Annotated in this window: 20 protein-coding genes; 13 read left to right on the forward strand and 7 right to left on the reverse strand. The window is 68.6% G+C overall.

What is annotated here, in order from left to right; all coding sequences use genetic code 11:
- Positions 1 to 23: 23 nt before the first annotated feature.
- On the forward strand, positions 24 to 1,088 hold the full coding sequence (locus O3I_RS29340; RefSeq protein ID WP_041562949.1) for a cobalamin-independent methionine synthase II family protein: 1,065 nt from the start codon (positions 24 to 26) through the stop codon (positions 1,086 to 1,088).
- 95 nt (positions 1,089 to 1,183) lie between these two features.
- The gene (locus O3I_RS29345; RefSeq protein WP_014986641.1) at positions 1,184 to 2,395 is read left to right on the forward strand and encodes a sigma factor-like helix-turn-helix DNA-binding protein; all 1,212 of its coding nucleotides are present in this window, start codon (positions 1,184 to 1,186) and stop codon (positions 2,393 to 2,395) included.
- Here O3I_RS29345 and O3I_RS29350 read toward each other — a convergent pair.
- Positions 2,361 to 3,308: a hypothetical protein gene (locus O3I_RS29350; RefSeq protein ID WP_237748150.1), complete on the reverse strand. Its 948-nt coding sequence runs from the start codon at positions 3,306 to 3,308 to the stop codon at positions 2,361 to 2,363. The genes O3I_RS29345 and O3I_RS29350 overlap by 35 nt on opposite strands.
- A gap of 604 nt (positions 3,309 to 3,912) precedes the next feature.
- On the opposite strand from O3I_RS29350, the gene O3I_RS29355 reads away from it, so the two are divergent.
- Positions 3,913 to 4,989 (forward strand): hypothetical protein, encoded by a 1,077-nt coding sequence (locus O3I_RS29355; protein WP_014986643.1) that lies wholly within the window; start codon positions 3,913 to 3,915, stop codon positions 4,987 to 4,989.
- Here O3I_RS29355 and O3I_RS29360 read toward each other — a convergent pair.
- The 3 genes from O3I_RS29360 to O3I_RS29370 all read right to left on the reverse strand — a co-directional run bounded on the left by O3I_RS29360 (position 4,959) and on the right by O3I_RS29370 (position 9,064).
- Positions 4,959 to 5,900 carry a LysR family transcriptional regulator gene (locus O3I_RS29360; protein WP_014986644.1) on the reverse strand — a complete coding sequence of 314 codons (942 nt, stop codon included), beginning with the start codon at positions 5,898 to 5,900 and terminating at the stop codon, positions 4,959 to 4,961. The genes O3I_RS29355 and O3I_RS29360 overlap by 31 nt on opposite strands.
- A gap of 154 nt (positions 5,901 to 6,054) precedes the next feature.
- Entirely contained in the window at positions 6,055 to 7,761 is a 1,707-nt protein-coding gene (locus tag O3I_RS29365; protein ID WP_014986645.1) for a flavin-containing monooxygenase, read from the reverse strand.
- Between the two features lie 58 nt (positions 7,762 to 7,819).
- On the reverse strand, positions 7,820 to 9,064 hold the full coding sequence (locus tag O3I_RS29370; RefSeq protein ID WP_014986646.1) for a cytochrome P450 family protein: 1,245 nt from the start codon (positions 9,062 to 9,064) through the stop codon (positions 7,820 to 7,822).
- 168 nt (positions 9,065 to 9,232) lie between these two features.
- Here O3I_RS29370 and O3I_RS29375 point away from each other — a divergent pair, with 168 nt between their 5' ends.
- Together O3I_RS29375 and O3I_RS29380 are read left to right on the forward strand one after the other, a co-directional pair.
- Complete coding sequence (locus O3I_RS29375) at positions 9,233 to 10,450, forward strand: MFS transporter (RefSeq protein ID WP_014986647.1); 1,218 nt, start codon at positions 9,233 to 9,235, stop codon at positions 10,448 to 10,450.
- Positions 10,450 to 10,989 (forward strand): GNAT family N-acetyltransferase, encoded by a 540-nt coding sequence (locus O3I_RS29380; protein ID WP_014986648.1) that lies wholly within the window; start codon positions 10,450 to 10,452, stop codon positions 10,987 to 10,989. The genes O3I_RS29375 and O3I_RS29380 overlap by 1 nt, the downstream gene beginning before the upstream one ends.
- 1 nt (position 10,990) lies before the next feature.
- Here O3I_RS29380 and O3I_RS29385 read toward each other — a convergent pair whose 3' ends face one another.
- Positions 10,991 to 11,740, reverse strand: a complete 750-nt coding sequence (locus tag O3I_RS29385; RefSeq protein ID WP_014986649.1) for an alpha/beta fold hydrolase — start codon at positions 11,738 to 11,740, stop codon at positions 10,991 to 10,993.
- A 104-nt stretch (positions 11,741 to 11,844) separates the two neighbouring features.
- On the opposite strand from O3I_RS29385, the gene O3I_RS29390 reads away from it, so the two are divergent.
- From O3I_RS29390 to O3I_RS29400, 3 genes are all read left to right on the forward strand, one after another.
- Positions 11,845 to 12,732: an ABC transporter ATP-binding protein gene (locus O3I_RS29390; RefSeq protein ID WP_014986650.1), complete on the forward strand. Its 888-nt coding sequence runs from the start codon at positions 11,845 to 11,847 to the stop codon at positions 12,730 to 12,732.
- Between the two features lie 32 nt (positions 12,733 to 12,764).
- Entirely contained in the window at positions 12,765 to 13,532 is a 768-nt protein-coding gene (locus tag O3I_RS43075; protein ID WP_014986651.1) for an ABC transporter permease subunit, read from the forward strand.
- Positions 13,533 to 13,658: 126 nt separating this feature from the next.
- Complete coding sequence (locus O3I_RS29400) at positions 13,659 to 14,138, forward strand: GbsR/MarR family transcriptional regulator (RefSeq protein ID WP_014986652.1); 480 nt, start codon at positions 13,659 to 13,661, stop codon at positions 14,136 to 14,138.
- Positions 14,139 to 14,140: 2 nt separating this feature from the next.
- Here O3I_RS29400 and O3I_RS29405 read toward each other — a convergent pair whose 3' ends face one another.
- Together O3I_RS29405 and zapE are read right to left on the reverse strand one after the other, a co-directional pair.
- The gene (locus tag O3I_RS29405) at positions 14,141 to 14,935 is read right to left on the reverse strand and encodes a tyrosine-protein phosphatase (RefSeq protein WP_014986653.1); all 795 of its coding nucleotides are present in this window, start codon (positions 14,933 to 14,935) and stop codon (positions 14,141 to 14,143) included.
- A 50-nt stretch (positions 14,936 to 14,985) separates the two neighbouring features.
- On the reverse strand, positions 14,986 to 16,002 hold the full coding sequence (zapE, locus tag O3I_RS29410; protein WP_014986654.1) for a cell division protein ZapE: 1,017 nt from the start codon (positions 16,000 to 16,002) through the stop codon (positions 14,986 to 14,988).
- A 35-nt stretch (positions 16,003 to 16,037) separates the two neighbouring features.
- On the opposite strand from zapE, the gene O3I_RS29415 reads away from it, so the two are divergent.
- From O3I_RS29415 to O3I_RS43080, 5 genes are all read left to right on the forward strand, one after another.
- Positions 16,038 to 16,799 carry a pyrimidine reductase family protein gene (locus O3I_RS29415; RefSeq protein WP_014986655.1) on the forward strand — a complete coding sequence of 254 codons (762 nt, stop codon included), beginning with the start codon at positions 16,038 to 16,040 and terminating at the stop codon, positions 16,797 to 16,799.
- A 68-nt stretch (positions 16,800 to 16,867) separates the two neighbouring features.
- Positions 16,868 to 18,427, forward strand: coding sequence for an alpha/beta fold hydrolase (locus O3I_RS29420; protein ID WP_014986656.1), 1,560 nt, complete (start codon positions 16,868 to 16,870; stop codon positions 18,425 to 18,427).
- An 84-nt stretch (positions 18,428 to 18,511) separates the two neighbouring features.
- Positions 18,512 to 19,828, forward strand: coding sequence for a glycosyltransferase family 87 protein (locus O3I_RS29425; RefSeq protein WP_014986657.1), 1,317 nt, complete (start codon positions 18,512 to 18,514; stop codon positions 19,826 to 19,828).
- Entirely contained in the window at positions 19,828 to 20,271 is a 444-nt protein-coding gene (gene msrB / locus O3I_RS29430) for a peptide-methionine (R)-S-oxide reductase MsrB (protein ID WP_014986658.1), read from the forward strand. The genes O3I_RS29425 and msrB overlap by 1 nt, the downstream gene beginning before the upstream one ends.
- Before the next feature lie 291 nt (positions 20,272 to 20,562).
- Positions 20,563 to 21,000: a hypothetical protein gene (locus tag O3I_RS43080; RefSeq protein ID WP_014986659.1), complete on the forward strand. Its 438-nt coding sequence runs from the start codon at positions 20,563 to 20,565 to the stop codon at positions 20,998 to 21,000.
- Positions 21,001 to 21,038 lie beyond the last annotated feature (38 nt).

Consider the following 21,038-nt stretch of genomic DNA (forward strand, 5'->3'; position numbering starts at 1 on the left):
GTTATTCCCCTAAACTGCAAAATGTGAGCATCCCCACGGAGCCAATCGGAAGCATTCCCCGTCCCCGCGAATTGCAGGCCGCCATGGCGGCCCATGGTGCAGGCGAAATCGATGACGCTGCGCTCGCTGAGATCCAGCAGCGGGCTGTCAGTGACACCCTCGAACGCATGGCACAGGTAGGTTCCCCGATCGTCACTGACGGCGAACAGTCGAAACCCAGTTTTGTCACCTATCCGATCGCCGGTTTGACCACCCTCGCCGCGGAGGGCGCGGTGATTCCCTTCGCCGACGGGCATCAGCGGCAACTGCCGGTGCTGACCGGTGGACCGTTCCGCTACCAGGCGCACGCGGCGGACTATCTGCGTTCGGCACAGGCGGCGACGAACCTGCCGGTGAAGCAGGCCGTCATCGCGCCGTCGGCGTTGAGCCTGCTGTATCCGGCGGACGGCATCGCCGACTATCCCCGCGAGACGTTCCTGGCGGACCTGATCGCCGAGGCCGAAGCCGATATTCGCGGATGCCTGGACGCGGGCGCGCCGGCGGTGCAGCTCGATTTCACGGAGGGACGGCTTTCGCTCAAGCTCGACCCGAGCGGCGGGGTGCTCGATCAGTTCATCGAGCTGAACAATCTGGTGCTGGAACGCTTCTCGGCCGAGGAGCGGGCGCGGATCGGGGTGCACACCTGCCCCGGCGGCGACCAGGATTCCACGCACAGCCTCGACGTCGACTACATCCAGCTGCTGCCGAAACTGTTGCAGCTGAAGGCGGGCAACTTCTACATCCAGCTCGCCAGCGAACCGGATCCGGAGAAGGTGCTCGCGGTGATCGCCGAGCATCTGCCCGCGGACGCCCGGATCTTCGTCGGCGTCACCGATCCGATCGATCCGCGGGTGGAGACCGCGGAGGAGGTCCGCGATCGGGTGCTGGCCGCGGCCCGCCACATCCCGGTGGACCGGCTCGGCACCTGTGACGACTGCGGGTTCTCCCCCTTCGCCGACGACACCTCGACCTCCCGCGATACCGCGTTCGCCAAGATCAAGGCGCGGATCGATGGCACCGCGCTGGCGGCCGCCGAGTTGGGGGTCTGAGCTACCGACCGCTGTGACCCCTTCGGTGCGGCCGAATTGTCGGTACCCGGCATTAGGCTGAGCCGACAGTGCAACCGAGCCGAGGGGGTCGCAGCGTGACGGCAAGCCGGGAGCTCGAGGCGTCGGACGGCACCGACCCCGAGCTACTCGATCTGCAGGACGACATCTCGTTCGAACTCGAGGAGATCAACGAGCTGCTGGCCGAACTGATCGTGTTGCAGGCCGACCGCAAAGCCAAGACCGGTGAGATCCTGTCCGCCCGGCTGGGTGTCAGCGGCGAGCAGCCGGAAACCCTGGCCAAAATCGGGGCGCGCTACGACCTTTCGCGGGACCGGATCCGCCAGTTGCACACCAAGGCGGTGGGCCAGCTGATCCGCGACGCGCAACTGAGCGGGCACCGTGCGTTGGGCGTGTTCGCTCAGCGCTACCCCGTCGGCGCCCGTGACCAGCAACTGGTCCGGGCCCTGCTGGTCGAGACCTATGCCACCGACACCGATATCGCGGCCCACGAGCTGTCGTATCTGAAGCTGCGGCTGGCCGGGCATGCGGCCGAGGACGCGAAACGGGTCTCCGGATTCGTGTCCCAGCGCATCGCGGCCTGGCAGAAGAAGACGAACCGGCGGCTGGCCAAGCTCCGCGACGCCGAACCGCGCGCGACGAGTCAGCTGAATCCGTGGCTGGGTCAGGTGGATTGGCCGGGCACGACGACCCCTGACGCCTTACCGCTGTCCTCGGCACGCACCGTCGACAGCGACGACGACGGCCGCGGCCGGTTCTACCTGGACAAGGTGGGCCGCGATGTGCCGTTCGATTCGGGGTTGGCGGCGCGGCTGCTCTGGATCCTCAACGCGAGCGACCTGGTCGACTCGTTCCAGGAACAACCCGTGGCGGTCGGCTACACCATCGACGGCGTCGAACGGCTCGGCTACCCGAGCATCGCGGCGCGGCTCACCGACGGGCGCGTGGTGCTGATCGACGTGCAACCGCTCGGACACGTTGCCTTCCACGTCAATCGAGCGAAGTCGGCCGCGGCGCGCGCCTACGCGCACCAGAAGGGCTGGGGCTGGCTGATCTGGACCGGCAGCCTGCTCGGCGTCCCCGACCTGCTGGCCCGGAAGGTCGACGCGGGCGCGTTACGCGAGCTGGTCGAGCAGGGCCCGGTGCCGTGGCCGGCGATCCGGCACCTGCAGCACGAGACCGGCCTGCCGCTGCTCGACTTCATCGCGCTGGTGTTGCGGCACGAATGGCGCTGGGACCGTGCGCCGTTCCGGCTCAGCGCACCACCAGCGCACCCGCCACGAACGTGACGATCAGCATCATCGCGCAGCAGGTCACCAGCTGCCAGTGACTGATGGTCTGTTGCAGACTCTTGATCGTGTTGCGCAGCATCGTGTCCACGCGGTGGTGGTCGTCGATTTTGCGCCGCGCCTGCGCCAGCGCGTCGGCCCGCTCCTGCGCCTCCAGCTCCGCCCGCTCCAACCGGGTGGTCAGCTTCATGACGTTCTTCTGCTTGTCACGCACGGTTTTCCGGGACAGGGCCAGCGCGGTGCGCTGATTGACCAGCTCCTGACGCTGCCGGGCGATGATGGTCGCCTGTGTCCTGGTGTGATGCTCCCAGTCGGCCACGGTCGCCCACCCTCCTGTCGTCACGTCACGATAGCCCCACACGATGTCGCCGGTGACCCAGCCGTGGATGAAGTCGCGCAACTCGAACGGGTCGCGGCGGGGTGCGGCGACCGCGCTGTGCACGGTGTCGAGGATGCCGTGCACCGTCAGGTAATCGCATGCGGGCGGGGCGAAGTCGGCGATGCCGAGGGCGTGCAGATGGTCGACCCAGTACCCGGGCGGGCACAGCCACAGCACCTCGGCGACGCCGGCGGCGCGCATCCGTTGCGTATGTTCCTGTGCCAGCGTCCGTTCCAGCGGACCGCTGCGCACCTCGATGACGAACTCCCGTTCGCCCTTGCGCCAGTAGATGTCCACCGGCACGCCGTCCACCCGCCGGTCCACCTCGGCCACATCGGCGCCGAACGCGAGCAACCGGCCGCACAGCCAATACTTCAACCGCCGCATATCCCATTGCGCGGCGTCACATTCCGGACACTTACAGCCGTATCCGGCGGACTGTCGACGGGCTTTGCCCGGACCGTCCGCAATACCCAACTCGGCGAGCATCGCCCGGCGACCGCAGGCGATCTCCGCCCACTGCTTCGTTCTCACGCGACCACTCCCCTGCACACCTCCGCAGGCCTGGCGACCTACGCCATAGATCAAGAGTGCGCCACGCGCGCAAACCTCGCCAGTCCCCTTTACCCCGCGCCCGGGTGCGCCACGATGGCAGATTTCCGGTCCAGCACCTGGTGTAGGCTGCGGCACAAGGAATTTCGGGTACCGGGCGGCCAGAACACCTCGCTTATACCCGTGGATTGACAGTAGCCGCCATCCTGCGACAACACCGCGCCGCGCGCCGAGTGGGGTCTGGGCCCCGGCGATCGCGGCTGCCATCCGATGGCTTCGGGCTGCCATCCGAGCGGGAAACCGCATAGGCTACGACCGGGGTGCGCCTCGGCTGGTCGCTGATTCGCCTCGGCGGCGCCGATCGCCGAGCAGATCTGTTCCGGACAAACCGGATCACGCCGACCACCGCCTGCAATGGCGCGGGACGGTCCGCCTACGCTGCTTCGATCAGATCCCGAGAAGCCGGTACCGAGCCGGTGTTCGTGAGCTCGAGCGAGGCAACAGCAGCAACCGCGTATTTCCAAGTGGGCGGATAGAATCGTCCGGCCCGGCGTGAGCTGAGCCGATACGGGGAAGTGGGTACTGGATGGAGCACGGTCAGCAGGCCGACGAGTCGATCGGCGCGATGTTGTCGAGCATCGCGGCGGTCCTGCGCGAGGTCAGCGACAAACTGGACGCCGTGGCGGCCCGGGTGGACGGTGCGGTCCCGATCCCACCGGCCGAGCACGGCATCGAGGCCAGGCTCGCCAAGCTGGAGGCCTGGGCTTTCCGTGCTGGACAGGACATTTCAGGCATCGACGGGCGGCTGGAGAAGGTCGAGGCCGGCGCGGAACACGCCGCCCCGGCGGCCGCCCGCCCGCCGCTACCCCGCGCGACCCGCAGGAATGCCGCGGCAAGCGAGCCGGCCACCCACGAGTCCGAGGCCGCGGCGCAAGCCCCGGCAGCGCGCGAGGGCGGGTCCCGGCGCTACGAGGGCGGTGCGGGCAGCGAGAACGGCACGGCCCGCGATTCCGCCGCGCACGAGTTGAACGCGGTGCCGCAACGCGGTTTCAGCGCCCCCCGCGAACCCGTGACCCACGAGCAGGGCTCCCCCTCCGGCTTCACCGCACCCACGCCCCGCGAACCGGTCACGGCGGCACGCGAGCCGATCCAGGCGGCGCGGGAGCAGGTCACCACACCGCGCGAACCGGTCGCCGTGCCGCGCGAACCGACGCCCGCCGCGCAGGAATTCACGGCCCCGACCCCGCGCGAGCCGCTGCCCTCGCGGCAGTCGAGCTTCACCGCCCCGCGCGAATCGGTCGGGTCGCCCTATCAGAACTTCACCAGTCCGCAGGAAAAGCCGTACGAGAGCATGGTTCCCGCGGCCCACGACAGCGGTGACTACGGCACGGGCCGCACGAACGGCGCCACGCCGGAGGAGAACGGCGTCGCGCTCACCGGCGCGCACCGCGCCTCCGACGAAAGCCTGATCCCCGTGGACAACACGCACGTGGACAAGTTGCAGGCGATGCTCGACGAACTGAAGAAGACCGCGGCGGCCCCGCTCGGCCGCAACGATATCTTCGGTCCGCCCGCCACCGATCTGAGTTCGACCGGCTATCAGCCCGAGCGCAGCACGGACACGCCGCGCGACTACCGCTTGTCCAGCCCGCCCTCGTCCTGAGCGCCCGCGTCGTCGGCCGTCCGCGCGAGGACGGCGGCGATCAGTTCGCGCAACCAGCGGTGCCCGGCGTCGGCGGTATTGCGCGGATGCCAGGCCATGCCGATCGGCACCTCGGGCAGCGGCAACGGAATCTCGAACGCGCACAACCCCAATGCGGGCAGCGCCGACCTGCTGAGCAGCGCGGGCGCGGGACAGACCAGATCGCTGGCCTGCACCGCGAACAGCGCGGCGGTCAGCGTCGGCACGGTGGCCAGCACGCGCCGGGTGCGTCCGTGCAGCGCCAGCCGGTCGTCGATCGGGCCGCGCGCCTGCCCGGTACGCGAGATGCTCAAATGCGCGGCCGTCGCGAACCTGGCGACGGTGACCCTGCCGGTGACCAGGGGGTGATCGGCGGCGGCGATGCCGAGCATCCGGTCCCCGAGCACTCGGCGCACCGTCGTCGCCGGATCGGCGTGCTCGATGACGCCGACCTCGATGTCCACCCGTCCGTCGCGCAGGGCTGCGGTGCCCTCCCGGGTCTCGGGCAGGAAGCGCAATGTCACGCCCGGCGCCTGTGCGCGCACCGCGGTCAGGAGCGGCGCGGTCAAGTCGGCGAGCACGGCGTCCTCGGCCTGAATCGCGAAGCTGCGCTTCAACCCGCTCGGATCGATGGCGGCCCGCGGTGTGAGCAGCGCGCGCCCCTGGGTGACCAACGTGGCTACCTCGTACCGCAGTTCGAGGGCGCGCGGGGTCGGCACCAGCGTGCGGCCCGCCCGGACCAGCAGCGGGTCGCCGAGCACCCGGCGTAGTCGAGCCAATGTCCGGCTCATCGCGGGCGGGGAGGTGTGCAACCGCTCGGCGGCCCGCGTGACGCTGTTCGTCTCCAGTAGCGCGTCGAGGGCCACGAGCAGATTCATGTCCAGCGCCTCCATTCCTGGATTATCACCAGTGGAACGGTCTGCACCCAACATTGTGGCGCCGACAACCCCCGGCGAGTCCTGGCCGCGCCGAAGTGGATTCGTCAGCCGGAGGACCTAGCCCTGTCTCGAAGTCCGGCGAGCCGGCCCGCGGAGGCGACGGAGGGGACTAGCGCCCACCCGCACGCTGATCCGCGGGCCCGCGGGCCTGGACGGGCAGGAATTCGGTGGGCGCGTCGGCGAGCGGATCCGGAGTCCTCAGTTCGGTCGACTGCGGCCCGGCCTCGGGACGCGGGACCTGCGGCGGGCCCTGGGGTCCGAATTCGGGATGACCCGAGGTCGGCCCGAACTCGGGATGACCGGTGGTCTGCTCGGCCATCGCGGCGGGCGGCGCCGGTTCGGGCTCGGTGTGCTGCTTGGCGGTCAGTCCGCGGTAGGACTCCGGCCGCACCGGCCGCAACCATTGCACCGCACGGGTGCCGAGCGGCAGCTTGAACTTCAGATCGCGCAGCAACTCGTCGATGTCGCGGATGGAGAAGGGCGTCACCACGGTGCCGTGCGCGTGGTGGCCGTTGGTCTGCTCGGCCAGCCAGTTCAGGCGCGCGTCGATCTGTTCGCTCAACACGTCACGGTCGGGCAGGTGCAGTTCACCCGCGAGCAGCGCGGCGGTCCAGTGCGCGGTGGCCTCCGCGCTGACCGTGCTGATGGACGACGAGTTGTAGCCCGCGAAGCTGAGATTCGGCACGTCCAGCGGCAGGATCTGCCGGTGCAGCCGGAAGTTGCCCTGCTCGTCGGTGAGCCTGCGCTGCACGTACGGCGTCAGGAACGGCACCCGCTGCTGGAAGCCCGTGGCGCTGACCACGATATCGGCGGGCACGATCGCACCGTCGGACAGCTGCACGGCGGGAGCCTCACGGCCACCGCGCATCTCGGTGATGGTGGTGTCGCGGTGCACCACGATGCGGCCGTTGCCGACCTGCTCGTAGAAGCCTTCGGCGGCGATGCCGAGGGTGCTCTCCGCGATCTGCTCGAAGCCGCCCTCGGGCAGCAGGCCGAGTTCGCGCAACCGCAGGCGCTTGGTCGCGAGTTCCTGCATCAGGTCGAAATTGCTGACCCGGAACGAGTTTCCCGATCCGGTCAGGAAACGATCCATCCGGCCGGGTTCGCGATGATGGAAATGCGCTTGGCCGAACCGGGTCAGCAGCATCCGCTCGTAGTCGAAGGCCCGGCCTAGCTTGCGCGGTAGCTTCCACAGCAGCCGTCGCGCCACCACGGTGGTCGAGGCGGCGACCTCGCTCACCGCCGTCGCGATCTCGCAGGCCGAGGTGCCGTAGCCGACCACGACGACCGACTTGCCGCGCACCGCCTCGACATCGCCGAGTTCGGTCGAGTGACCCAGCTGGCCACCGGCCGCCCGGAACAGATCGGCACCACGGTAATCCGGGACCGCGGGCTCGCTGAACACACCGTTGGCGATGATGAGGTGATCGCAGGAGCTCCGATGTATGCCGCTCGCGTCGCGGATCTCCAGCAGCCAGCCGCTGTCCACCGGATCGGCCGCGACCACCTCGGTGCCGAGGCGCAGGTGCGCCCGCAGGCCGAAGTGGTCGGCGTAGGCGTCGAGATAGGCCTGCATCTGCTGACCGTCGAGGATCTTCGGATAATCCGAAGGCATCGGGAAATCCGAGAAGTGATAGGTGTTCTTGGAATTCTGCGTTCGCAGCCCGGGGTACCTGCGGGTCGCACTCCACACGCCACCGACATCGGGTGCACGGTCGAATATCTCGACCGGAAAACCCTTCTGGATCAGCACTTTCGCGCAGGCAAGACCTGCGATACCCGCGCCGACGATCGCGATGCGGTTTCCGCTCGTCATGGGCGAGAGATTACGTCGCTCACGGCGCACAGCAAAGTCGGTTGCCCGAAACGATGTGTCAATGCACAACCCGCATAGCGGCCGGGGTGCCCGCCGGATCCACCGGCAGATCGATCAGGCCACGGATCAGAATGCTCTCCCGCCAGCGCAGCTCGTCCGCCGCGACCGCGAGGCGCAAGGCGGGAAAGCGCCGCGCCAGGTGGGTGAGCGCGATCCGCGCCTCCAACCGGGCCAGACCCGCGCCGAGGCAGTAGTGGATGCCGTGACCGAACGCGAGATGGCCGCTCGTGCGGCCGGGTTCGAACGCGGCGGGATTCGGGAAATGACGTTCGTCACGGTTGGCGGAGGCCAGCGCGACGAGCACCAGCTCACCCGCCGGGATCACGGTGGCGCCGAGCGCGACCGGCGCGGTCGTGTAGCGCAGCGTCGCGGCGTTCACCGGGCCGTTGTAGCGCAACATCTCCTCGACCAGCGCCGGCACGCCGGCGGGGTCACGGTGCACCGCGCGGTAGCGCGCCGGGTCGTCCAGGAGGGCGAGCACGGTGTTGCCGATCAGATTGACCGTGGTCTCATGCCCGGCGACCAGGATCAGGAACGCCATCGAGATCAGCTCGTCGTGGCTGAGCCGGTCACCGTCGTCACTGACGGCGAGCAGCTGCGAGATCAGGTCCGGGCCGAGCCCCCGGGTGCGTCGCAGCGCCACCAGACGATCGAAGAAGTCGACGATGCTGTCGGTAGCGCGGCGCATCCCCTCCGGCGTCGACATCGGCGTATCGACCACCGCGGCGGACCAGGCGCGGAACTGCTCCCGGTCCTCGGCGGGCACGCCGAGCAGTTCGCAGATCACCGTGATCGGCAGCGGAAACGCGTACTCCGCCAACAGGTCGACAGGGTTGCCCGCCTGCGCGGTCCGCTCGATGCGGTCGAGCAGCTCCGCCGCGATCGCCTCGACTCGTGGTTCGAGCGCCGCCATCCGCGCGGGCGCGAACGCCGGCGTGACCAGCCTGCGCAGCCGGGCGTGCCGGGGCGGGTCGGCATTGAGCAGATGGTGACTCAGGCGCATGTTCGCGGCCGTGACGCCGCTCTCGCCCGCCGCGGCCTGCCGCGCCGCGGCGCCTTGCGCGGTGTGCGGGTCCTTGCGGATGTCGGGATGGTGCAGCACTTCTCTGGCGGCGTCGTAGTCGACGACCAGCCAGGCGCGCACGCCGTTGCGCAACCGGATTCGATGGACCGGACCCTCGGCCCGCAGCGCGCGATAGAAGTCGAACGGTGCACGGAAGAAGTCCGCTGGCAGCTGTCTCATCCCGGCCGGCCTCCGATGGTCACGAGTGTCGTTGCGGCCCATCGAGCGTGGCAGGCGGCGGGCCGGCGAACGGGGTGGCACCGGCGTCATCATCCGGTCGATCGCCGTTGCCGATCGCCGCGGCCGATTCCGCCCGCGCAGTCCCCGGCACCCCGCTACCCTGCGCAGATGAGTTCGATCGCACCCGAGCTGCGGGGCGCCCGGATCGCGAACTCGGTCGCATTCGGGTTGCAGGGCTTCTTCTTCGCCGTGGTGCTGACCGAATTACCGCAGCAGAAGGACAAGTTCGGGCTGTCCGACGGGTTGATCGTCGGATCGGTGGTGCTGGTCTCGCTGCTCGCGGGCGGTGGCAGCGTGGCCGCCGAACGGCTGGCGCTGCGCTGGTCGAGCCGGGTCGCGGTGCGCACCGGCCTGCTGCTGATCTCGATCACCGGCACCGCGGTGGCGTTCGCGCCGAACACGGCGATACTGCTGCTCGCGCTCGGCTGCTACGGGATCGCGGTCGGCATCGTGGACGCGAGCACGAATATGCAGGCGGTCTTCATCCAGCACGGGTACGGGACGTTCATTCTGTCCTCGTTCTATGCCGCGTGGAGCGCGGGTTCGATCGCGGGCGCGCTGTTCGTCTCGGGGTGCGAGGCGCTGGGGGTGACACTGCGGGAGACGCTGCTCGGCGCGGCGGGGATCGTGCTCGTCGCGGGCGCGGTGCTCGGGCCGCGACTGCTCGGGCCGCAGCAGGCCGAAGCGGGTCCGGCCGAACAGCCGGAGGTGTCATCTGCCGAAAAGGTCGCGTTGCGCGCCTATCTCGTGTTCGGCCTCGCGATGGCGCTGGTTTTCGCGATCGACCTGGCCGTCGGCAACTGGTCGGCGCTGTATCTGACCGACGATCTGCTGGCCGGTTCGGCGACCGCGGCGCTCGCATTGGCCGCGTATCAGGGCACCTCGCTGGTGGCTCGGCTCACCGGCGACCCACTGGTCCGGCGCTTCGGCCCGCGACGCGTGGTACGGACCGCGGCGTTGATCGGGGCGAGCGGCCTGCTGATCGTGATCGTGGCGCCCGGCCCGCTGGTCGCGATCATCGGGTTCTCGATCGCGGGCGCGGGCATGCCGGTGATCGCGCCGCTGTGTTTCAGCGAGGCGGGGCAATTGACCAGTGGGCGTGGGCTGGACGCGCTCATCGCCCGGCTGAATCTGTTCAACTACGCGGGCACGTTGATCGGCGGCGGCGTGGTCGGCGCGGTCGCGGCGGGTTTCGGGCACCGCATCGGCTTCGTGATCCCGCTGCTGTTCGCGGTGCTGCTGATCGGGCTCGCCCGGGTGTTCCACGCCCGGCCGGAAGCCGATAAACATCCCACCTCTGCGGACGACCGTGCTCTACTTGATTGATGAGCAACATCCCAGTCATCGTCGACCGGGCCGGTCTGTGGGACGCCGAGGAACTCAGTGACGTTGCCGCGGCGACCTTTCCGTTGGCCTGCCCGCCGGATGCCACGCCCGACGACATCGACCTCTTCGTCACCGAGGCGCTCTCCGGCGACCGCTTCGGTGAGTACCTGAGCGATCCGGCCCGGACCGTGCTGAAGGCGGTCGCGGGCGAGGACATCGTCGGTTACGCGATGCTCATCGCGGGCGAGCCGGCCGATCCGGAGGTCGCGCGGGTACTCGACGTGCGCCCGATGGTGGAGATCAGCAAGATGTACGTGCTACCCGGCCATCACGGCACCGGCGTGTCGACGGCACTGATGCACGCGGCGCTGGAACGGGCGCGCGAGGGCGGTTTCGCCGCGGTGTGGCTCGGTGTCAACGAGTCGAACCCGCGCGCGCAGCGGTTCTACGCCAAACACGGGTTCGTCCAGGTCGGCACCAAGTCCTTCACCGTCGGCAATCAGACGCACCACGATTTCGTGCTGCGGCTGACCTTCTAACTCACACGAATTCGACCAGCGCGGTGTGGAAGTCGGGCGCCACGACCGCCATCAGGTGATCGCCCGGCACCACGACGAGCTTGCCGTCGGGTAGCGCCGCGGCAAGACGTTCGGGCTCGGCGGCGAACGGATCGTTGTCCCCGGCCAGCACCAGCGTCGGCACGGTGATGCCGGACAGCCCTTCGATCGGGCGGGAATCCAGTCCGGTCGCGAGCGCTGTGATCGCCGCCCGGTCGGCCTGCACCGCGTCGGCGAGGATGCGGAACATCATGGCGAGCTGCGGCACGTCGGCCGTGTCCGCGCCCATCGCGGCTTGCAGTGCAGGCAGTTCGACGACCCGGCGGTCGACACCACCGCAGTCGAGTACGCCCGACCCGACGCCACCGATGGCGAGGCGCTCGACTCGTTCGTCGGCGGCCGTGACGAGCAGCGAGATGATCGCGCCCATCGAATAGCCCACCTGCACAACGCGATCGAAGCCCAGTTCGTCGTATAGCGCGCTGAGGTCCTTGGCCATGAATTCCCAGGTGTACTGCGCGGCGTCGTGCGGTTTCTCGGAGCGGCCGTGCCCGCGCGCGTCCAGCGACACCACGGTGCGCCCGGCGGCCTGCAGCGCGCGCACGACACCGGTGCTCATCCAGTTCGCGTTGGTATCCGCGACCACTCCGTGCTGCAACACGACGGGAACACCCTCGCCCTCCCAGACCCGATAGTTGAGTTCCAGGCCGTCCCACGTCTTGAACTTCGTCATGACCCCGGATCGTAACCGGCGGTACCGGGTTGACAAGTTTTGTAAGTTCAGTCTTTACTGAACACATCGTTCCTTACAGAACATCCAGTACTCAGGAGTACTCCATGACAGCCGCGATTCGCACCGAGGGTCTGACCAAGCACTACGGCAAGCACGTCGCCCTCACCGGCCTCGACCTGGACGTGCGGGCGGGCGAGGTGTTCGGTTTCCTCGGACCCAACGGCGCGGGCAAATCCACCACCATCCGCATCCTGCTCGACCTGATCCGGCCCACCTCGGGGCGCGTCGAGGTGTTCGGCGTCGATCCCCGCAAGGGCGGCGCGGAACTACGCAGGCGGATCGGCTACCTGCCGGGCGAGCTGGCGCTGGAGGGGCGCAACACCGCCCGCGATCTGCTCGGCTTCCTGGCCGACCAGCGCGACGGCGCGGTGCCCGCCCGCCGGATCACCGAACTCGCCGAGCTGCTCGATCTCGATCTGTCCAAGAAGGTCGGCGCCATGTCCAAGGGCAACAAGCAAAAGGTCGGCATCGTCGCGGCTTTCATGCACCGGCCCGATCTGCTGATCCTCGACGAACCGACCTCTGGCCTGGATCCGCTGCTGCAGCAACGGTTTCTCGATCTGGTCCTCGCGGCGAAGGCGGACGGGCAGACCGTGTTCATGTCCTCGCACGTGCTCAGCGAGGTGCAGCAGACCGCCGACCACGCCGTGATCATGCGCGCGGGAAAACTGCTCGGCACCGAGAACGTGGACGAATTGCGGCGTCGCTCACCACGTTCGGTCGAGCTGGTGTTCGGCGCCGACGTCTTCGCCGACGATTTCGCGCGGCTGCCCGGCGTCCGGGACCTGGCCATCGACGGACGGACGCTGCACTGCACGACCGAGGGCGAGGTGGACGGGCTGTTCAAGATGGCCGCCAAATACCCACTGGTGAGCGTGCTCTCGACCGAGCCGGACCTGGAGCAGATCTTCTTCAGCCTCTACGGCCGCTGACTCGAACCACTTATCGCACAGGAGAATTCGTCATGACACGCTCGGTCTTCACCCAGACGTTGAAGGAACAGCGCCGCGGCCTCATCGGCTGGTCGATCGGCATCGCGCTGGTGCCGCTGCTGTATCTGCCCTCGTTCAACTCGCTGAAAGAACAAGGCTCGCTGAACAACATCAAGCAGAACCGGGTCTACGACGCGCTCGGCGCGGGCGATTTCGCCAGTGCCACCGGCTTTCTGCACTCGATGATCTATTCGATGATCGGCCTGCTGCTCATGCTGATCTTCGCGGTGACCTTCGCCGCGCGCTCGGTCACCCAGGAGGAGAACGGCACGCTGGATCTGCTGCTCGCCCAGCCGGTCAGCCGGATCCACCTGCTGAGCCAGCGCTTCGGCGCGCTCGCGGTGCAGATCACGGTGATCACCACGGTGCTTGCGCTGAGCGTGATCGCGGGCGCGCGCGCCGGAAAGATGGTGGTGCCCACCGGGCAGATCCTCGCGGCCAGCGTGGCGCTCGGCCTGCTCGCGCTGGCCGTCGGCGCGATCGCGCTGCTGGCCGGAGCGATCACCGGAAAGCGTTCGCTGGCACTGGGTTCGGCGTCGGTACTCGCGCTCGGCGGCTACTTCGCCAACACCCTCGGCGCGGACTGGCTGCGGCGGATATCGCCGTTCTACTACGCGGTCGGCGACAAGCCGGTGGTCAACGGCTGGAACGCCCTGCACCTGAGCGTCCTGATCGCGGTGGCGGCCCTCGCCATGGCCCTCGCACTGGCCGCGTTCGACCGGCGCGACCTCGCGGTCTGACCGCGCGACGCGGGGCGGCGGGCAACCGCCGCCCCGTGCACCTGTCCGCGTTTACCGAAGGGATACTCGAACCATGTACCAGCCAGCCATGCACACAGCGGAGCCGAGCGCGCGCGAGGCGCAGCTGTGAGCAGTGCCGAAACCGCCCCCACCCCGGAACAATTGGCCTTCGTCGAAGATTTCGCGCTGGTACTCGAACGCATGGGCCTGGTCCGGATGACCGGACGCGCCGCGGGGTGGCTGCTCGTCTCGAATCCGCCGGAACAGACCTTCGGCCAGATCGCCGACGCACTGCAAGCGTCCAAAGGTTCGATCTCCGGCGCGTTGAAGATCCTGGTCACCATGCGCTGGGTGGACAAGATCTCCAAGCCGGGCGATCGCAAGGACTACTACGCGATCCGCCCCGGCATCCTGCCCGAACTCACCCGCCAGCAGAGCAGCATGTACAGCGACCTGACCATGATGACCTCACGCGGCCTCGCGCTGTTCGACGACCCGAACGGCGAGCAGGCCGCCCGGGTGCGCGATATGCACGAGTTCTTCGTCTGGATGGGCAAGGAGCTGCCCGCGCTGATCGACCGCTGGTACGCCGAGCAGCGGTCCTGACCTCAGGCGAGCAGCTTCGCCCGCAGCGCGGCGATGTCCGCAGTGGACAGGCCCAGCCCGTCGCGCACGTAGTTGCCGAAGCTGCCGTAGGTCTGGTTCGCCTGATCGAAAGCCGCGTCCAGCCAAGGCTGTTGGACGCCGTTGAGCGCATCGTCCGGGCGCGCGTTGCGGTATTCGTTGGACAGCAGGTAGTCCTGGTTCACCGTGGCGCGGTCGACACCGAGCAGGGTGAGCAGCACGGCGGCGGTCCAGCCCGTGCGATCCTTGCCCGCGGTGCAGTGGAACAGCACCGCGCCGTCTTCGGCGCCGAGGATGTCGCGCAGCACCGCGGCGAACGCCGCGTTCGCGCCGGGCGCGGTGATGAAGGCGCGATAGAGGCTGTCGCCGCCGGTGAGCGTGCTCGCCAGCACCTCCGGCGGCGCCTGGCCGATGACGTCGTCCCAATTCGCGACCGCGCCCGCGGGCACCCGGTCCGGTCCGACCGCGCGCTCGTAGACGGTGCGCAGGTCGTCGACGAAGCGGACCTTGCGGTCGGCCAACGCGGCGAGATCGTCCGGCGTGGCGTTGTTGAGCTGGCCGGTGCGGTAGACCAGTCCGGTGCGGACCGTCTTGCCGTCGACCGTGCGGTAACCGCCGAGGTCGCGGGCATTCTGGACGCCCTGCAGGTGCAGCGACCGGTCGAACGCGACCGCCGACGCGGCAGGCGGGTCGGCAAGCGCGACCCCGGCCACCGGGCCGAAGGCGACGGCCAGGCCGGCGGCGAGGGCGATCGGGCCGCGCATCGAGCGCTGGGTCATGTGCTGGCTCCCATACAGTGGTTCGAACTCCCCGCCGGGGCGGGGTCTGTTTACGCGGACACTTCGAACCGCGACAGCGCCAGCAGCCGGGAAATCGCCCGCAGGTACTTCTTGCGGTAACCGCCGTCGAGCATCTCCTGGGAGAAGATCTCGTCGAGCTTGGCCCCCGACACCGTGACCGGCACGCTCGCGTCGTACAACCGGTCGGCCAGCACCACGATGCGCAGCGCGACGGCCTGATCGGTCACCGGGTGCACGTTCGAGATGAACACTGCCGAGACCCCGGCGATCAACGCGCCGTACTTCGACGGATGCAGCGTGCTCAGGTGCTTCAGCAGCGCATCGAACTCGTCGAGCGTGGCGTGCTTCGTCGCGGCGGCCCGTTCGGTGAGCGCCCCGGGCGAGGTCGGGTCGGGCGCGGGCGGCAGATCCCGATGGCGGTAGTCCGGGCCGTCGACCCGCACCGGTTCGAAGATCGAGCCGAGCTTCTTGATCTCGCGCAGGAAATCCTGTGCGGCGAAACGCCCTTCGCCCAGCTGACCCGGCAGCGTGTTGGAGGTCGCGGCGATCGAGACGCCCTTCGCGGACAGCTCGGTCAGCAGACGCGAGACCAGCATGGTGTCGCCGGGATCGTCGAGCTCGAACTCGTCGATGCACAGCACGCTGTTCGCCGACAGTCGTTCCACCGCGTTGGTGAAGCCGAGGGCGCCGACCAGATTGGTGAGCTCGCCGAAGGTGCCGAACGACTTCGGCGCGGGCGCGCTGTGGAAGATGGAGGCCAGCAGGTGGGTCTTGCCGACGCCGAACCCGCCGTCGAGATACAGGCCCGCACCGGAGACCGGCTTCTTCTTGCCGAACAAGCTCTTCTTGTTCGTGGCCTTGTGGATCTTGGCCACCTCCCCCGCGAACTCCTCGGCCTTGCGCACCGCGGCCGCCTGGCTGGGCTCTTTGGAGTCGGGAATGTAGGAGGCGAAACTGACCTCATCGAACATGGGCGGCGGCACCATCTGGGCGACGAGCTGGTCGGCCGGAACCTCCGGGTGGCGGTCGACGAGGCGTTCTTGCATATGCGGAGCCTAGTGACGTGGTGTGATCTACCTTCATGCAGCGTATCCACAATGCGACCCAGCTCACAGACCTCACTCCGGGCGATCTCGCGCAGGTGTACGCCTACCCCGAGCAGCTGTCCGCACCATGGGTGCGCGCCAATTTCGTGTCGAGCATCGATGGCGCCGCCACCAGCGACGGTCAATCGGAGGGCCTCGGCACGCCGGCGGACAAGGCCGTGTTCCTGATGCTGCGCGACCTGGCCGATGTGGTGCTGGTCGGCGCGGGCACGGTCCGTTCGGAGAACTACGGCGGCGCGCGCACCGACGCACAGCTGCGGCGCGCGTTGCATCAGCGCGGCGCGGGCGGCCATCCGGACGGTGCGGCGCCACCGATCGCGGTGGTCACCGCGAGCGCGGCGATCGACCTCGGGGCCCGGCTGCTCACCGACACGACGGTCCCGCCGTTGATCATCACCACGACCACCGCGCCCGCCGATCGCAAACAGCAACTCGCCGACGCGGGCGCGGAGGTGATCGAGGCGGGCGATCTCGCGGTCACGCCCAAGGGGTTGCTGCGCGTGCTGGCCGAGCGCGGCCTCTACCGCGTGCTCTGCGAGGGCGGGCCGCACCTGTTCGGCGAACTGCTGGCCGCCGACCTGGTCGACGAGCTGTGCCTGACCATCGCGCCGATCCTGATCGGCGGCACCGCCCGGCGGATCTCGTTGTCCGCGCACGAGTTCCAGCTCCGCATGCGTCGCGCGCACTTGCTGCTCGACGACGACGGCACCATGCTGACCCGCTGGGTTCGCCGATAGCCACGTCATCGCGGCTCGTCGACCCCTGCTGTGTGAAAGACCGGGCCGAACCTGGCAGGCTGTAGCGCATGCGCTGGACTCGGGCCGTCGTGCTGGCCGCGACACTCTCGATCGTTATCGCCGGATGCGGGGCGGGGCCCTCCGACCGTCCCGGTGTGGCCGTCGAGCGCCAGCGGGTCGGCGGCGACGTCGCCACCACCTCCCCGGCCCCGCCCCCGGCGCCCAGCGCCGAACTGCCGAAAACCGATCTGGCGTGGCGCGAATGCACCAAGCCGACCCTGGACCTGCTCGGGTTCGGACCGGCCCCGGCCGGTCTGGTGCTCGACTGCGCCGAATACTCCACCCCGATCGACGCGGCCGGCTCGGTGCTCGGCAATTTCCGGGCCGCCGCCATCCGGGCCAAGCTGCCGCAGACCCCCGCGGACGCGGCGCCGCTGGTGCTCACCTCCGGCTCGGATCGGTCCTCTACGGCCACCCTCGCCGGACTGGCCACCGGACCGGCGAGCGCGCTGCTGGCCGCCCGCCCGGTCGTCGCGGTGGACCGCCGCGGCATCGGCAGCTCGCAGCCGATCGACTGCCTGCCGCCGGAGATCCGCAAGGGCATGGCCGACAACGCACAATTCGGGCCCGGCGCAGCCGATCCGGTCGAGGCGGTGACCGGGTTCAGCCAGGACGGCACCATCGCCTGCCGCGACTTCCTGCAACCGTACGAGGGCACCTTCGACGCGCCGCACGCCGCGGACGACATCGAACAGCTGCGCAGGCAGTGGCAGGTCGAGCACATCGCGCTGCTCGGTACCGGCAACGGCGCGAAGGTCGCCCTGAGTTACGCCCGCAAGTACGGCGATCACCTGGCCCGGCTCGTCCTCGACTCCCCCGAGGCCGTCGCCGTCGACGCCACCACCCGCGCCGAACAGCAGTTGGAAGGCGCGGAAGCGGCGTTGACCGCGTTCGCGCAGCGCTGCACCGGGCTCGGCTGTTCGCTCGGCCCCGACCCGCGGGCCGCGATCACCGATCTGGTGAACCGCGCCGGTTCCGGCCAGCTCGGCGACATCTCGGCCAACGCGCTGCTCACCGCGGTGTCCGGCTTCCTCGGCGGCCCGCGCGCGGACCAGGCCGACCGGGTGCGCGAACTCGCCGACGCGCTGTCGGCCGCCGGGCGCGGTGACCGCGGTGCACTCGCCACCATGATCGAACGCGAATCCGCGGCGATCAGCGGCGACGGCCAATTCGTGAACCGCTGCACCGATATTCAGCAGCCGCCGACCCCGAGCAGGGCCAAAGAGCTGATGAACACCTGGGGCACCAAATACCCGGTGTTCGGCCGCGCGATGGCCATCTCGCTGATGGACTGCTCGGCCTGGCCGGTGTCCACGGCACCGCAACTGCCCGAGAAGCTCGACCTCCCGGTGCTGGTACTCGGCAGCATCGCCGACCCCGTGGTCGGCAACGCGGGCCAAGCCTCGGTGGCCGGTGCGCTAGGCAAAGCGGGCGCCAGGCAGGCCGGTGTCACCTGGCAGGGCTGGGGCCATCCGGTGACCAATCATTCGACCTGTGCCCAACGCCTCTTGGTCGACTATCTGAAAGAGGCGAAGCTGCCCGCCGACGGCACCGCCTGCCCGGCCTGATCCGACACCACGAATAGCGCTTCTAGCGGCGCGTCGAAGAGGTCCGGGCAACCGGATCAAGGGGATTCGGTGTACCGTGCCCCAGTGTTCCTTCGACAGCTCGAGCCCCGCACCGCTCGCACCACCGCCGAGGTGATCAAGTTCGCACTCTGGCCCATCGCGGTCATGACCGTGCTGAACCGGGTTTTCATCAAGGCTGTCAACGGGTACATCACCGACGACTTCCGGCCGGTCTACCAGGCGTCGCTGGACTTCCTGAACCGGCGGCCGGTGTACTGGGCGAACTTCGACTCGGTCGATCCGCACTACCTGTACTACCCGAGCGGCACGCTGCTGATCGCGCCCGTGGCCTGGGTGCACGACTACGAGAAAGCGCGCTGGCTGTTCATCCTGGTGAACGTCATCGCGATCATCCTCGCCTGGTATCTGCTGCTCCGGTTGTTCCGGTTCACGGTGAGTTCGGTGGTCGCGCCGGTACTGCTGTTCGCGATGTTCCTGTCGGAGACCGTCACCAACACACTGGTCTTCACCAACGTCAACGGCTGCATCCTCGCCGCCGAGCTGATCTTCTTGCACCTGTTGCTCAAACGTCGCGATCTGTGGGCCGGTGCGGCACTCGGGTTGAGTCTCGCGGTGAAACCCACGCTGGCACCGCTGTTGCTCGTCGCGCTGGTTCGCGGTCAGTGGAAGGTCTTCATCACCGCCATCGGCGTGCCGGTCGCCTTGATGGCGATCGCCTGGCCACTGTCGAAGGACCCGGAAAAGTTCTTCAGTCACACCGCGCCTTACCTTTTCGAGACGCGCGACTACTTCAACAGCGCGATCGCGGGCAACGGCGAGTACTACGGCCTGCCGCCGTGGCTGATCTGGGGCATGCGCCTGGGCATGGGCGTGCTCGTCGCCATCTCGCTGTGGCTGCTGTACCGGTACTACCGCGAGGACGAACTGTTCTTCGTGTGCACGTCCTCCGGTGTGCTGCTCACCGCGTCGTTCCTGCTGCCCTCGCTGGGCCAGATGTACTACTCGATGATGCTGTTCCCGTTCCTGATGACCGTGGTGCTGCGCAATTCGGTGCTGCGCAACTGGCCCGCCTGGCTCGCGGTGTTCGGGTTCATGAGCTACGACAAGTGGCTCTCGGATCGTCCGGGCTGGCAGCACTGGGGTCGCGACGTCGAATACCTGCGCATCACCTTCGGCTGGGGACTGCTGCTGCTGGTCGTGTTCTGTGTGCTGGGTGAGCGGTACCTGTCCGCGCGACGCGAAGGCCGGCTGCAGTTCGGCATCGACCCGACCTGGTTCAAGCCGGTGCCCGCCACGGCCCCCGCCGCCCCGACGGCTGAGAAGCCCAGGTCGGCCAACGGTTCAGCGACAGTTGTCGCCAAACCTATTAGCGTGGAGTGATGAGCTCCGAAGCCGACACCTCCCTGCCCGCACCGCGGATCCAGCTCACGCCCCAGGAGTGGCGGCTGAAGCTGAACCCCGAGGAATACGCGGTGCTGCGCGAGGCCGCGACCGAACGCCCCTTCGTCGGTGAATACACCGACACCAAAACCGACGGCGTCTACGAGTGCCGGGCCTGCGGAGCCGAATTGTTCCGCAGCACCGAGAAATTCGACTCGCACTGCGGCTGGCCGTCGTTCTTCGACCCGGCGCAATCCGACGCGGTGATCCTGAAAGCCGACGACACCCTCGGCATGCACCGCGTCGAAGTGCTGTGCGCGAACTGCCACAGCCACCTCGGCCACGTTTTCGAGGGCGAGGGCTACAACACCCCCACCGACAAGCGCTACTGCATCAACTCGATCTCGCTGCGGTTGGTGCCGGCGGAGGGGTCTACCAGCTGATACACGGGCACACAGTCGCTCGACTACGGGCCTTCCCAGATTCACTTACGCCTGCGCGGTGAAAGCGGAGTTCTCTTCGCGGCAGGATCTTGCCTACCGTGGCGTGCTTCGGCCCAATCCGGAATCGCGGGCCGCGCACACCCGCAGACGGTAGCCGAAGTCCTGCAACGCTGGTGCGGCGATCGGCTATGACGGCCCCGCCGGTCCGCAGCCGTGGCGCATGAACAGGATGCAGTCGGGGCTGCCGAAGGAGACGGCGTCAGCGGCCGTGGTGCGCTACGGCGCCTGCGTGTGGCTCCGTTCGCTGATCCTGACAGCGGTTGTTCCCGAATCCCGGCGGCCGGCATCGGTATTCGGGTACGTGCTCGTGGCACACCGTCGTCGACTACGCCACCGTCGCCTCGGCACAGAACTCGCTCGACCGGCTCCGCCAACGCTGCCACCGTCCGGATTCGGCTCGATCTGGACGTCGAGTGGGACCTGCTCGACACCATCGACCGGCACGGCAAGCTCCGCGGCGGTCAACCGCGCGGGCTCGCCCGGCATCCGGATGCCGGTGTGCGCGAACTGGATACAGCAGCCGAGCTGATCAGGTTCACGGTGGAGACGAACACGCCCGAACTCGTGGCCGATCGACGCGCCATCGCGATCGAGCGGCCGGAGAACGAGTTTGGTGGACGTGGTGACCCCGGTATCCACGGGGAGATCAGTAGACGCGGAAGTAGGTGATTCTCGCCGACGCGAGTGCGGGCCGGTTCACGAGAAGG

Source organism: Nocardia brasiliensis ATCC 700358, assembly GCF_000250675.2.
Classification (GTDB): Bacteria; Actinomycetota; Actinomycetes; order Mycobacteriales; family Mycobacteriaceae; genus Nocardia; species Nocardia brasiliensis_B.